Below are 12,364 nucleotides of genomic sequence, written 5' to 3'. Positions count from 1 at the left end.
ATGGAACTCATGCGACTCCCCGTGCAGCCACCCGTGGAACCGATGCTGGCCAAGGCGCAGGCGAAGGTGCCCGACGACGCGGGGGTGTGGTCATTCGAACCGAAGTGGGACGGCTTCCGGGCGCTGGTGTTCCGCGACGGCGACGACGTCATGCTGCAGTCGCGCAACGGCAAGGACCTCGGCCGCTACTTCCCCGAACTGCTCGACGCGCTCCGCGACGAGATCGCGCCGCGGTGCGTCCTCGACGGCGAGATCGTGGTGCCTCGCGAGATCGGCGGGCGCATCCGCCTGGACTGGGAGTCGCTCAGCCAGCGCGTGCATCCGGCCGCGAGCCGCATCAAGATGCTCGCCGCGCAGACCCCGTCGCACTTCATCGGTTTCGACGCGCTGGCCACCGATGACCGGTCGCTGCTCAACGAACCGTTCCGGGTGCGGCGCGAGGCGCTCGCCGAGGCGATCACCGAGCAGACGTGGTGCCACGTCACCCGCACCACCGAGGATCCCGCTCTGGGTGCGCAGTGGCTCGACACGTTCGAGGGCGCCGGCCTCGACGGGGTGATCGCCAAACGGCTCGACGGGCCGTACCTGCCGGGGAAGCGCGAGATGGTGAAGGTCAAACACGCCCGCGACGCGGACTGTGTGGCGATCGGCTACCGGATCCACAAGAGCGGCGAGGGCGTCGGCTCGGTGCTGCTCGGCCTCTACCGCAGCGACGGCGAACTGCAGATGGTCGGCGGCGCAGCGTCGTTCACGGCCCGCGACCGGCTCAAGATGCTCGCCGACCTGGAACCGCTGCGGGAAGGCGACGAGATGCGCGAGGGTGATCCGAGCCGCTGGAACTCCGCGGCCGACAAGCGCTGGATTCCCGTGCGGCCCGAGAAGGTGTGCGAGGTGGCCTACGACCAGATGGAGGGAAACACCGAGGACGGCAGGCGTTTTCGGCACGCGGTGAAGTTCCGGCGGTGGCGGCCCGACCGGGAACCGCGCAGCTGCACGTTCGACCAGCTCGACGTCCCGCTCAACTACGACCTCTACGACGTCCTGGAGGGATCCTGACATGGCCACCCCCGCAGAGGAACTCGACGTCGACGGGGTCAAGGTCCGGCTGACCAACCCCGACAAGGTGTACTTCCCGAAGCTCGGCGCCAAAGGCACCAAACGCACACTGGTCGAGTACTACCTGTCCGTCGCCGGGCCGATGGTCGCGGTGCTGCGCGACCGGCCGGTGCATCTGCAGCGCTTCCCCGACGGGATCGAGGGCGAGGAGATCTACCAGAAGCGGGTGCCGCAGAAGCACCCCGACTACCTCGAGACCTGCGAGGTGACGTTCCCCTCGGGACGCACCGCCGACGCGCTGAAGGTCACGCATCCGTCGGCACTGGCCTGGGCCGCGCAGATGGGCACGGTGACGCTGCACCCGTGGCAGGTGCGCTGCCCGGACGTCGAGCACCCCGACGAGCTGCGCATCGACCTGGACCCACAGCCGGGTACCGGGTTCGCCGAGGCCGCGGCGATCGCCGTCGACGTGCTCAAACCGCTGCTCGACGAATTGGGGCTGGTCGGCTATCCGAAGACCTCGGGTGGGCGCGGGGTGCACATCTTCCTGCGCATCGCGACGGACTGGGATTTCATCGCGGTGCGCCGGGCCGGGATCGCGCTGGCCCGTGAGGTGGAGCGCCGGGCGCCCGACGCGGTCACCACATCGTGGTGGAAGGAGGAGCGCGGGCAGCGGGTGTTCATCGACTACAACCAGAACGCCCGTGACCGCACGTTCGCCTCGGCGTACTCGGTGCGCAAGACCCCGATCGCCACCGTGTCGACGCCGCTGACCTGGGGCGAACTGGCCGACGCCGACCCCGACGACTACACGATCGGCACCGTGCCCGGCCTCGTCGCCGGCCGTACCGACCCGTGGGCGGACATCGACGCGAACGCCCAGTCGCTGCAGATGCTGCTCGACATGGTGGCCGCCGACGAGGAACGCGGGCTCGGCGACCTGCCGTACCCGCCGAACTATCCCAAGATGCCGGGGGAGCCGCCGCGGGTGCAGCCGTCCAAGAAGGTCGCCGCGCACTGGGACGACGACGGCAACCGCGTCTGACCGCTCAGCGCGGCTGCTCGGGTGTGGCGACTGCGCGGACGAACGCCTCGGCCAGGAGGTCGCAAGCCGTCGGCAGGTCGGGCAGGTCGACCCGTGGGAACTCCGAAAGCCCGGGCCGCATGACGGCATGGACGAGGATCGGGCTGATCAGCTGCTGGATCAGCAGGGTGCGGGGCAGGTCGCGGATGCGCCCCGCGGCGACTTCGCCGTCCAGCCACTGGCGCAGGACGGCGATCGTGCGCACCGCACCGTATTCGGTGAGGATGCCGGCCCCGGGGCCGGCCGGGCGGGCGAGGGTTTCGGCGAGCACCGCGGGGAGCACCCGCGGTTCCTGGGAGCACAGCTGCGCCAGCGTGCGATAGACCGCGCCGACGGTCTCGGTGAGCGCGCCGTCCGGTGCCCCGCCGACGAGTGCCTCGACATCGATGGTCGGGAGGTAGCGGTCATAGACCGCGCGCAGGAGGCCCTCGCGCCCCCCGAACGTCGCGTACAGGCTGGGCACCGAGCAGTCGGCCTCGGCGGCGATGGCCTCCAGCGTCGCCGACGCGACACCGCGGACGCCGATCATCTCCGCGGCGGCCTCGACGGCGCGCAAGCGGACCGGTGGGCGCCCACCCGGATCGACCCCGATGTCTCGCACCGCATCGTCCAGTGTCCGGCGGGAGCCGCCGAGTTGCCGCAGTAGCGTGCTGCGGGACACGCCGAGCGCATGCGCGATGACGACGATGGGCACATCGGCGACATCTCGGCCCAGGCGCTCGGCCGATCGCAAGGTGGCTTGGATGACCTCCGAGGGCACCGCATCCGCCCGCCGGGACCTGCGTCGTGGCATACCGATAGATGTTCCTCGCTGACACATCGCTATAGCGAGGGTCTACCCAGGTTTCAGGCCGCCCAAGATCGGTAACACAACGCGTGGCGCGGTGTGGCCCCGGTCACAGCTCCGCCGTCGAGAAAGGGGAGCAGGATGGCCGAACGCGGCGCTGAGCCTGCGGTGCCGCGCGGACGCCGGATGTTCCTGCGCGCGGTCCGGCATCTGTTCAAACCGTTGCGACCCGACGACTACCTGGAACTGGTCAACCCGATGTGGACCACCAAGGAGTTGCGCGGGCGGGTGGAGCGGATCGAGCCGCAGGGCTCCGAGGCGGTGAGTGTGCTGATCCGGCCGGCCTACGATTGGCCGGGGCACAAACCCGGACAGTACATCCGGCTCGGGTTGGTCATCGACGGCCGATATCACTGGCGTGCCTACTCCCTGACCTCGGATCCCGAGCCGCCGGACGGCCTGATCAGCGTCACGCCGAAGAAGGTGCCCAGCGGCGTGGTGTCGCCGTACCTGACCCAGAAGATCCAGCCGGGCGAGCTGGTGCGGCTCGGCGAGATCGAAGGCGTCTTCACGCTGCCCGACCCGCTGCCGGACAAATTGCTGTTCGTCAGCGCCGGCAGTGGCATCACGCCGATCATCAGCATGCTGCGCAGCCTCGATCACCGCGGCCGGCTCGACGACGTGGTGGTGCTGCATTCCGACCGCAACCGCGAGCAGGTCATGTTCCTGTCCGACCTGGAAGATCTCGAGCGCCGCACCGAGCGCATGCGGCTGGACGTCCGGCTCACCAGTGAGCGGGGCCGGATGTCGCCCGAGCAGCTCGACGAGCTGTGCCCGGACTGGCGTGAGCGCGAAGCGTTCTGCTCGGGGCCGGGCGAACTCCTCGACGCGCTCATCGAACACTGGGAGCGCCACGGCGACTGCGAACGACTGCACTACGAGCGGTTCCAGCCCAAGATCGACGCCGACGCCGCCGCCGGTGAGGGCGGCCAGGTGACGTTCCTGGGTAGCGACACCACCGTCGAATGTGACGGTGGCACACCGATTCTGGAAGCCGGTGAGCAGGCCGGCCTCAACCTCGCCTTCGGCTGCCGGATCGGCATCTGCCACACCTGCGTCGGCACCGTGAAATCGGGGCGGGTGCGGGACCTGCGCTCCGGTGAGGTCACCGAGCCGACCGGCCAGGACGTGCGGATCTGCATCCACACCGCCGAGGGTGACCTCGAACTGGACCTCTGACCTACCGAAAGGACCGCCGTGACCGCATCGATCACAAGCCCGCTCGCCCGGCTCAGCGAACAGGAACTGGAGAAGCTCGCCAAGGAGTTCGACGCGATCCACGACGAGGTCTTCGCCGAACTCGGCGATCGCGACCGCCGGTACATCAAGAACGTCATCACCGCTCAACGCCAGATCGTGGTGGCCGGGCGGGTGCTCCTGTTGGCCTCGCGCTCACGCACCTGCTGGGTGCTGGGGACGGCGTGCCTGAGCATGGCCAAGATCCTGGAGAACATGGAACTCGGCCACAACATCCTGCACGGCCAGTGGGACTGGATGAACGATCCCGACATTCATTCGTCGGTCTGGGACTGGGACACCGCGTCGAGCGCGGAAGCGTGGAAGCACTCGCACAACTACATCCACCACACCTTCACCAACATCCGCGGCAAGGACAAGGATCTCGGCTACGAGATCATGCGCATCGACCCCAACCAGAAGTGGCGTCGCGCCAACCTGGGCCAGCCGCTGTACAACTTCCTGCTGATGATCCTGTTCGAGTGGGGCGTGGCCCTGCACGACACGGACGTCGAGGCGCTGTGGCGCGGGCAGAAGACGATGGCCGACCTCAGGGACGACTTCAAGAGCATCGCCGGCAAGGCCCGCCAGCAGATCGTCAAGGACTATCTCGGGTGGCCGCTGGTCAGCGCGGGAGCGTTCGCTCTGGCGAAGCTGGCGTTGGGCGGCCGGATCGATCAACCGGCGCACTCCCGCATCGGCCGTCGGCTGCGCCGGCTACCGGGCAAGGGGCGCACCGGCGCGGCGGCGTCCTTCCTGGACAAGGTGCTGCCCGGCGTCGAGAGCACCTATCTGCGGACCCTGGGCGCCGACGCGCTGGCCAACCTGATCCGCAACGTGTGGGCCCACGCCATCATCTTCTGCGGCCACTTCCCCGACCAGACGTACACGTTCAGCGAGGAGGAGGTGGAGAACGAAAGCCGCGGCGGCTGGTATGTCCGCCAGTTGATCGGCGCCGCCAACATCGAGGGCAGCCCCCTGTTCCACCTCGTCAGCGGCAACCTCGGCTACCAGGTGGAGCACCACCTCTATCCGGACATGCCCAGCAGTCGCTACTCGGAGATCGCGCCGAAGGTCAAGGACATCTGCGAGCGGTACGAGCTGCCCTACAACTCCGGACGGTTCGGCAAGCAGTGGTTCACCGTGCACCGCACCATCTTCCGCTTGGCGTTACCGGGTGGGACGCCGCGGCCGAAGCCCGGGCCGTACCGCAGTGAGGACGGCCGCGCGCGGCCGAAGGGGCCCAGTGAAGCCAGCCGTTTCCGCGAACGGGTGCCGGCCGAACACCCGGACGCCGGACCGGAGCACCAGTCCAGCGGGGTGGCGGTCGATCCGCCCCCGCGGGGCGACGACTGAGGTTCGCCCTCAGCCGAGCGGCACCACGCCGCGCGCCTGCGGCAGCGGCAGGTCGGCGTAGGTGGCGATGCCCGGCGCGGCGGCCACCACGGCCGGGATGGCGTGGATCGGCGGCATCGCGGTCATGATGTGGCCGAGGACGAAGAAGTCCTCGAGCGTCTTGGCGTTCTCGATCATGTCCTGCGGCGGCAGGAAGCCGACAGCCATGTTGACCGTCGGCCGGCCGTCGACGGTGATCTTCCAGCCGTCCCCGTCGAGCGGCCAGTCCGGCTCGAGTGTCTGCCCCTTCTTCCATCGCACGTTGATGTCGATGATCGTGCGCCCGCCGATGCGGCCCTGCCAGCTGGCGGCCACTCCCGCGACGTGCCCGGCCGGGATCGTCCACGATGCCATCGGCAGGTCCTCGGTGGTCTGCGCGTACTCCGGCTCGCAGACGATCTCGTCGAGCTCGATGCCGAGGGAGTCGGCGACCAACTGCACCGCTTCGGCGAACACCTCGGTGCCCTTGGCGGCCATCGGCGCGAGGTTCGGATCGTCGATGGCGGTGCCGAACCCGACGGGACGTTCGGTGTCGGGGGAGTCATAGAGCGTGGTGTCGGCCGACTCGGCGATCGTGATCTTGTCGACGCGGTCGCACGCGGTGGCCGCGACGATGGCCAGCAGCTCGGCGAAGCCCGGGGAGACGCCGGAGCCGAACAGCGTCGCCCCACCCCTCTCGCACGCCTCGACGAGGCGCGCGCGGCCGTCGCCCAGGTTGTGGCCGGTGATGAACGAGGCGGAGGCCACCACGTTGACGCCGGCGTCCAGGATGCGGACCAGTTCGTCGACGTTGATCCACATCGGGTTGTAGACCACGACGTCGGGCTTCAGCGCGAGGAGCGCGTCGACGTCGTCGGTGGCGGCGACGCCGATCGGCTCGATGCCGGCCAGCTCGCCGGCATCGCGGCCGACCTTGTCGGCCGACCACGCGAAGCAGCCGACCAGCTCGAGGTGCGGGTGGCGGGCGATCGCGGTCACCGAGCTCTTGCCGACGTTGCCGGTCGTCCACTGGACGACCCGATACGAGGTGTTTGGCACTCGCTCAACATAGGCGCGCCGCCCCGCGGGCGGGGGGTTTTTTACCGATCGGCGAAAAAGCGATCCGCGCCCCGTAGGCTGCGGTGCGTGGACATCGGGCCGGCGCGGGCGCAGGCGCAGCGCAGGCCGCGGGGCCGGCCGCCGCGGATCAGCCGCGATGAGATCGTGGCCGCCGCGCGGGCGACCGCGGGGCGCGGCCTGACCATGCAGGCCGTCGCCGATGCGCTCGGCGTGAGCCGCAAAGCGCTGCACTACTACGTGGGGGACCGTCAGGGCCTGCTCACGCTGGTGGTCGCCGCCCGCTTCGAAGACGAGCTGCGCCGCGTGGAGCTACCCGAGGACGGCGACTGGCGTGCCGTGCTGCGCGCCTACGCCCACGCGTTCCGCGACGGCCTCGTCCAGGTCGGTGTCGCCGTCGAGAACACCCCGTTCCACGGGGTGGGTGCCGTCGCGGTGCTCGACATCGCCGAGCGGGTGCTGCACGCACTGCTCGCCGCCGGGTTCGGCGTCGAGGACGCCCGTCGCGGCGTCACCGCCGTCGCCGACATCGCCGAATCCGCCGCCCAGCACGCGCTGCGCAACCCGGTGCGGGACATCCATCAGGCGGCAACGCGCGACGCGCTCGAGCGGTCGCCGGCCGGGCGGTATCCGGCGCTGCGGCGGGTGCTGGCCACTGCGCCCTCCGCCGACGACGGGCAGTTCGACTTCGAGCTCGACCTCGCGATCAGCGGCCTCGAGCGGCGGCTCCGCGGGATCTGAGCGTCACGGTCCGGGGGCGAGCGTGGCCTTGCCGGTGCGCTGCTGGCCGGCCCGGTCGATCCAGGTGACGTCGACGACGTCGCCGGGGTAGTGACGGTCCAGCGTGTACGTCAGCGCGGTGGCGGAGTCCAGCCGGGTGCCGTCCACCGCGATCAGCACGTCGCCGTCGGCCAGTCCGGCCGCCTCGGCGGGACCGCCGCGCAGCACCTCCTGAATGATGACGCCGGGCACGTCGCTCGGGGCGGTGCGCACACCGACGCCGAGCAGGGCCGGCGGACCGATGTGGACGGTGTCGGACGGAATCCGCGACCGGATCTGGTTCGCGATCGCGATCGCGTCGTTGATCGGGATCGCGAAGCCCTTCCCGCCGGGCCCCATGCGATAGCTGACGGACGCGGCGACCGTGATGCCGACGACCTGTCCGGCGCCGTTGACCACCGGTCCGCCGGAGTCGCCGGCGCGCACGGGCGCGGCGAACTCGATCAGCCCGGTGAGTTCGTCGGACGCGCCGGTGAGGGTGTCCTCGGCGTTGACGGTGCGCCCGAATGCCGTGACGCTGCCGACCTCGCGGGTCAGCGGCGCCGCGCTGCCGCCGGCGTTGCCCAGCGCCACCACCGGCTCACCCGCCACCAGGGCCGCCGAGTCGCCGATCGGTGCGACGGGCAGCCCGCCCGCGCCCAGCAGCTGGATGACCGCGATGTCGCGGCCGCGGTCGTAGCCGAGCAGTTCGGCCGCGAAGCGTTGACCGCCCACGGTGGCGCTCATCCGGTCCGCGCCCTGCACGACGTGGTAGTTGGTCAGCACCTGACCGCCCGGGTCGAGCACGATTCCGGTTCCGGATCCGATCGCGCTCTGATAGTCGATCTCGGTGTCGATCCGCGCCACGGACGGTTCGACGGCCGCCGCGGCGGCGATGGGGTCACCGGGTGCCGCGTGTGCGGTGGTGGCCGGGGCCACCGGCATGACGAGCGCGAGCATGGCGGCCAGCACGATCGAGCACACGGACAGCCAACGGGTACGACGCATGCCCATGAATTGCCCTTCGACGCAGTTTTGTAACTCGGGTTCTCTTACATCTTGCTGACCAGCGCCCGAGGTGTCGAAAGGAATCCGCTGACCTCAGTCTTCGACGGCGACGCCGCCACGCAGGCGGCGGCGCCGCGTTGCGTCGCCCTTGCCGGTCGGACGACGGTTGCGCAACCGACCGCGGGTGGGGGCCGGTTCGTCGGAGTCGGCGGGGGCGGAGTCGTCGGCCGTCTCGTCGGTGGCCTCGACCTGCGCGGACGGCTCGTCGCCGACCTCGGGCTCCGCCTCCTCGTCGGCCGTGCCGGACCCCTCGGCGGTCGTGGTCGCCGTGTCGTCGGCGTCAGGCTTGTCGGCCTCGTCTGCGGCTTCGGGGGTGTCCTGCTGCTCCGCCTTCGCCTCGGCGGCGGACTGACCGCGGCCACGGCGGCGCGTCGCGGTCTTGGGCTTGAGCGGCTTGGGCGGCGGAGGCGGCAGTTCGGCGACGAACGCCAGGTAGAAGGCGAAGATGCCGAGCAGTGCGACCGCCGCGGCGGCGCCGTAGATCCCGAACAGCCAGGGGCCCGCGCTGTCGAGGTCCAGCCAGATCTCGCTGATCGCGGCGCCGAGGATCAGCGCACCCGCCAGCGCGTGCAGCGCGATCGACGTGGTGCGCAGGCGCAGGGCCAGCAGCGGCGTGCCGAATTCGGGGAGGCGGGTGCGCAGCAGCGTGAACACCACGGGCAGGGCGGCCAGCCCGATCAGCGCGGCGGTGACGATGCGCAGCACCGTGCCGAGCGTCGGCGACGTCTGCCCCATCAGCTCGAACCAGCGGGGCAGGACGAAGAAGAAGTACAGAACAGCAGCGATGACGGAGAACGATGCGTGCCAGACGATCGCGACCGAGCGCCGCATACTCCTCCTCGAGATCGGTGGGCCGGCGGTGCGGTCAGAACCGTCGGTCGCTGACCGCACCCCCGGGCCGAGTGCGGAGGATGCGGGATTTGAACCCGCGAGGGCTGTTAACCCAACCCGCGTTCCAGGCGAGCGCCATAGGCCACTAGGCGAATCCTCCGCGGGCCATGGTAGCCGACGGGCGCTGTCCGCCCGTCGAGATGGGGTCCGATCGCGGGGTATTACACTCGACCCGGACCCCGCGCGGCGTCCATCCTGTGAACTCCCCCAGGGCCGGAAGGCAGCAAGGGTCAACGGGCTCTGGCGGGTGCGCGGGGTCCCCTTACGTTTCTGCTTCCGGCGTGCACAGTGAAAGGCCCGCGGTGTCGTTTCAATCCCTCGGCCGCGATGAGCTGACCGCCGAGCACGAGCGCCAACAGCGCAACTACGCCGAGCTGCGGGAACAGGGCCTACGCCTGGACCTGACCCGCGGGAAGCCGTCACCCGCCCAGCTCGATCTGTCCAACGGCCTGCTCGACCTGCCCGGGCGGGACTCCTACCGCGACGGCGACGGCACCGACGTCCGCAACTACGGCGGTCTGCACGGCCTGCCCGAGCTGCGCGCGATCTTCGGCGAACTGCTCGGCATCCCGGTGCCCAACCTGATCGCGGGGAACAACGCCAGCCTCGAGCTGATGCACGACGCCGTGGTGTTCTCGCTGCTGCACGGTGGCGTCGACTCGCCGCGGCCGTGGATCGACGAGCTGCGCGACGGCGCCGGCGTGAAGTTCCTGTGCCCGGCCCCCGGCTACGACCGCCACTTCGCGATCACCGAGAGCCTCGGCATCGAGATGATCGCGGTGCCGATGCACGAGGACGGCCCCGACGTCGACCTCATCGAGGAACTGGTGGCCGCGGATCCGGCGATCAAGGGCATGTGGTGCGTGCCGGTCTTCGCCAACCCGACCGGCGTCACCTACTCGTGGGAGGTGGTCCGCCGGCTGGTGCAGATGCGCACGGCGGCAACGGACTTCCGCTTGTTCTGGGACAACGCCTACGCGGTGCACACGTTGACCCCCGACTTCGACCGGCAGGTCGACGTGCTGGGCCTGGCCGCCGCCGCGGGAAACCAGAACCGGCCGCTGGTGTTCGCCTCGACCAGCAAGATCACCTTCGCCGGCGCCGGCGTGAGCTTCCTGGGCGGATCGCTGGGCAACATCGCCTGGTACCTGCAGCACGCGGGGAAGAAGTCGATCGGCCCGGACAAGGTCAATCAGCTGCGGCACCTGCAGTTCTTCGGCGACGCCGACGGGGTGCGGCTGCACATGCAACGCCACCGCGAGCTGCTGGCGCCGAAGTTCGCCCTGGTCGCCGAGATTCTGGAGGACCGGCTCGGCGACGCCAAGATCGCCTCGTGGACCGACCCCAAGGGTGGCTACTTCGTCAGCCTGGACGTGTGGCCGGGCACGGCGCGGCGCACGGTCGCGCTGGCCAAGGACGCCGGAATCGCGGTGACCGAAGCCGGGGCGTCGTTCCCGTATCGAAAAGATCCGGAGGACAGGAACATCCGGATCGCGCCGACGTTCCCCTCGACCCCGGACCTGCGGGCGGCCATCGACGGTCTGGCCACGTGCGCGCTGCTGGCCGCGACCGAGGCGCTGCTCGCGGAATGACGGAGCGACCGGCCCCACTCCGTCGGTCCGCGTCGGTAGCCTGCTGACCGTGGCGCTCTACCGCAAGTACCGACCGGCGACCTTCGCGGAGGTGGTCGGCCAGGAGCACGTCACCGAACCGCTGTCGGTCGCGCTGACCGCAGGCCGCATCAACCACGCGTACCTGTTCTCCGGCCCGCGCGGCTGCGGGAAGACGTCGTCGGCGCGCATCCTGGCCCGCTCGCTGAACTGTGAGCAGGGCCCCACGCCGGCGCCGTGCGGGGTGTGTGACTCGTGTGTGGCGCTGGCCCCGAACGGGCCCGGCAACGTCGACGTCGTCGAACTCGACGCGGCCAGCCACGGCGGTGTGGACGACACTCGCGAGCTGCGTGACCGCGCGTTCTACGCCCCCGCGCAGTCGCGCTACCGCATCTTCATCGTCGACGAAGCGCACATGGTCACCACGGCCGGATTCAACGCGCTGCTCAAGATCGTCGAGGAGCCGCCCGACCACCTGATCTTCGTGTTCGCCACCACCGAACCGGAGAAGGTGCTGCCGACCATCCGGTCGCGCACCCACCACTATCCGTTCCGGCTGCTGGCCCCCAAGACCATGCGCACGCTGCTGGAGCGGATCTGCGGCGACGAGGGCGTCACCGTGGACGACGCGGTGTACCCGCTGGTCATCCGGGCCGGCGGCGGGTCGCCGCGCGACACCCTGTCGGTGCTCGACCAGCTGCTCGCCGGCGCCGCGGACAACCGGGTGGAGTACGGGCGGGCGCTGGCCCTGCTGGGCGCCACCGACGTCGCGCTGATCGACGACGCGGTCGACGCGCTGGCCGCCGGGGACGCCGCCGCCCTGTTCGGTGCGGTCGAATCGGTGATCGACGCCGGCCACGACCCGCGCCGCTTCGCCACCGACCTGCTCGAACGCTTCCGCGACCTGATCGTGCTGCAGGCGGTGCCCGACGCCGCGGCCCGCGGTGTGGTCGACGCGCCGGGCGACGTGCTGGACCGGATGCGAGAGCAGGCCGACCGGCTGGGCGCCGCCACGCTGGCCCGCTACGCCGAGGTGGTGCACGCCGGGCTGGGCGAGATGCGCGGGGCGACCGCGCCGCGCCTGCTGCTCGAGGTGGTGTGCGCCCGGCTGCTGCTGCCGTCGGCCAGTGACACCGAGTCGGCGCTGCTGCAGCGCATCGAGCGCATCGAGACCCGGCTGGACATGTCGATCCCGGCGTCGGACGGCGCCCGTGCCACCGCCGAACCGGCGAAGACGTTCACCCGCAAGAGCCGGCGCGTCGAGACGCCCGCCGAGCCGGCCCCTGCGGCGCCGTCAGTCGAGGAGCGTCCGGCACCGGCGCCGCGTCCCGCTCCGCCGCCGGCCCCCGCGCCGCCCGCGCC

At 70.6% G+C, this 12,364-nt stretch carries 11 protein-coding genes, 1 tRNA gene and 1 other RNA gene; 8 read left to right on the top strand and 5 right to left on the bottom strand.

Going from position 1 to position 12,364, the window contains the following annotated elements; translation table 11 throughout:
- Both E4P42_RS18085 and ligD read left to right on the top strand, forming a co-directional pair.
- Positions 1 to 1,056, top strand: a complete 1,056-nt coding sequence (locus tag E4P42_RS18085) for an ATP-dependent DNA ligase (protein ID WP_167759536.1) — start codon at positions 1 to 3, stop codon at positions 1,054 to 1,056.
- A gap of 1 nt (position 1,057) precedes the next feature.
- Complete coding sequence (ligD, locus tag E4P42_RS18080) at positions 1,058 to 2,101, top strand: non-homologous end-joining DNA ligase (RefSeq protein ID WP_135127460.1); 1,044 nt, start codon at positions 1,058 to 1,060, stop codon at positions 2,099 to 2,101.
- 4 nt (positions 2,102 to 2,105) lie between these two features.
- Here the strand turns inward: ligD and E4P42_RS18075 are convergent, their stop codons facing one another.
- On the bottom strand, positions 2,106 to 2,900 hold the full coding sequence (locus tag E4P42_RS18075; RefSeq protein WP_167759535.1) for a TetR/AcrR family transcriptional regulator: 795 nt from the start codon (positions 2,898 to 2,900) through the stop codon (positions 2,106 to 2,108).
- Between the two features lie 168 nt (positions 2,901 to 3,068).
- On the opposite strand from E4P42_RS18075, the gene E4P42_RS18070 reads away from it, so the two are divergent.
- Both E4P42_RS18070 and E4P42_RS18065 read left to right on the top strand, forming a co-directional pair.
- Entirely contained in the window at positions 3,069 to 4,166 is a 1,098-nt protein-coding gene (locus E4P42_RS18070; RefSeq protein ID WP_135127458.1) for a ferredoxin reductase, read from the top strand.
- Between the two features lie 18 nt (positions 4,167 to 4,184).
- The gene (locus tag E4P42_RS18065) at positions 4,185 to 5,579 is read left to right on the top strand and encodes an acyl-CoA desaturase (protein ID WP_135127457.1); all 1,395 of its coding nucleotides are present in this window, start codon (positions 4,185 to 4,187) and stop codon (positions 5,577 to 5,579) included.
- A gap of 9 nt (positions 5,580 to 5,588) precedes the next feature.
- Here E4P42_RS18065 and E4P42_RS18060 read toward each other — a convergent pair whose 3' ends face one another.
- Positions 5,589 to 6,656: a dihydrodipicolinate reductase gene (locus E4P42_RS18060; protein ID WP_135127456.1), complete on the bottom strand. Its 1,068-nt coding sequence runs from the start codon at positions 6,654 to 6,656 to the stop codon at positions 5,589 to 5,591.
- Positions 6,657 to 6,743: 87 nt separating this feature from the next.
- On the opposite strand from E4P42_RS18060, the gene E4P42_RS18055 reads away from it, so the two are divergent.
- Entirely contained in the window at positions 6,744 to 7,415 is a 672-nt protein-coding gene (locus E4P42_RS18055; protein ID WP_245234087.1) for a TetR/AcrR family transcriptional regulator, read from the top strand.
- A 3-nt stretch (positions 7,416 to 7,418) separates the two neighbouring features.
- Here E4P42_RS18055 and E4P42_RS18050 read toward each other — a convergent pair whose 3' ends face one another.
- The 3 genes from E4P42_RS18050 to E4P42_RS18040 all read right to left on the bottom strand — a co-directional run bounded on the left by E4P42_RS18050 (position 7,419) and on the right by E4P42_RS18040 (position 9,492).
- Positions 7,419 to 8,447, bottom strand: a complete 1,029-nt coding sequence (locus E4P42_RS18050; RefSeq protein ID WP_135127455.1) for a S1C family serine protease — start codon at positions 8,445 to 8,447, stop codon at positions 7,419 to 7,421.
- A gap of 87 nt (positions 8,448 to 8,534) precedes the next feature.
- The gene (locus tag E4P42_RS18045; protein WP_135127454.1) at positions 8,535 to 9,332 is read right to left on the bottom strand and encodes a hypothetical protein; all 798 of its coding nucleotides are present in this window, start codon (positions 9,330 to 9,332) and stop codon (positions 8,535 to 8,537) included.
- 74 nt (positions 9,333 to 9,406) lie between these two features.
- Positions 9,407 to 9,492 (bottom strand) — tRNA-Ser (locus tag E4P42_RS18040).
- Between the two features lie 71 nt (positions 9,493 to 9,563).
- Between E4P42_RS18040 and ffs the strand changes: the two genes are divergently transcribed.
- From ffs to E4P42_RS18025, 3 genes are all read left to right on the top strand, one after another.
- Positions 9,564 to 9,658, top strand: an RNA gene (gene ffs / locus E4P42_RS18035) — signal recognition particle sRNA small type.
- Between the two features lie 36 nt (positions 9,659 to 9,694).
- On the top strand, positions 9,695 to 10,984 hold the full coding sequence (locus E4P42_RS18030) for an aminotransferase class I/II-fold pyridoxal phosphate-dependent enzyme (RefSeq protein ID WP_135127453.1): 1,290 nt from the start codon (positions 9,695 to 9,697) through the stop codon (positions 10,982 to 10,984).
- A 49-nt stretch (positions 10,985 to 11,033) separates the two neighbouring features.
- Positions 11,034 to 12,364, top strand: a 1,331-nt coding sequence (locus E4P42_RS18025) for a DNA polymerase III subunits gamma/tau (protein WP_135127452.1), incomplete at its 3' end; no start/stop codon positions are given.

It is taken from the genome of Mycobacterium sp. PS03-16, assembly GCF_004570325.1.
In the GTDB taxonomy this organism is placed as follows: Bacteria; Actinomycetota; Actinomycetes; order Mycobacteriales; family Mycobacteriaceae; genus Mycobacterium.
The sequence above is the reverse complement of the archived record's forward strand: the minus strand, read 5'-3'. Positions and strand labels throughout refer to the sequence as shown.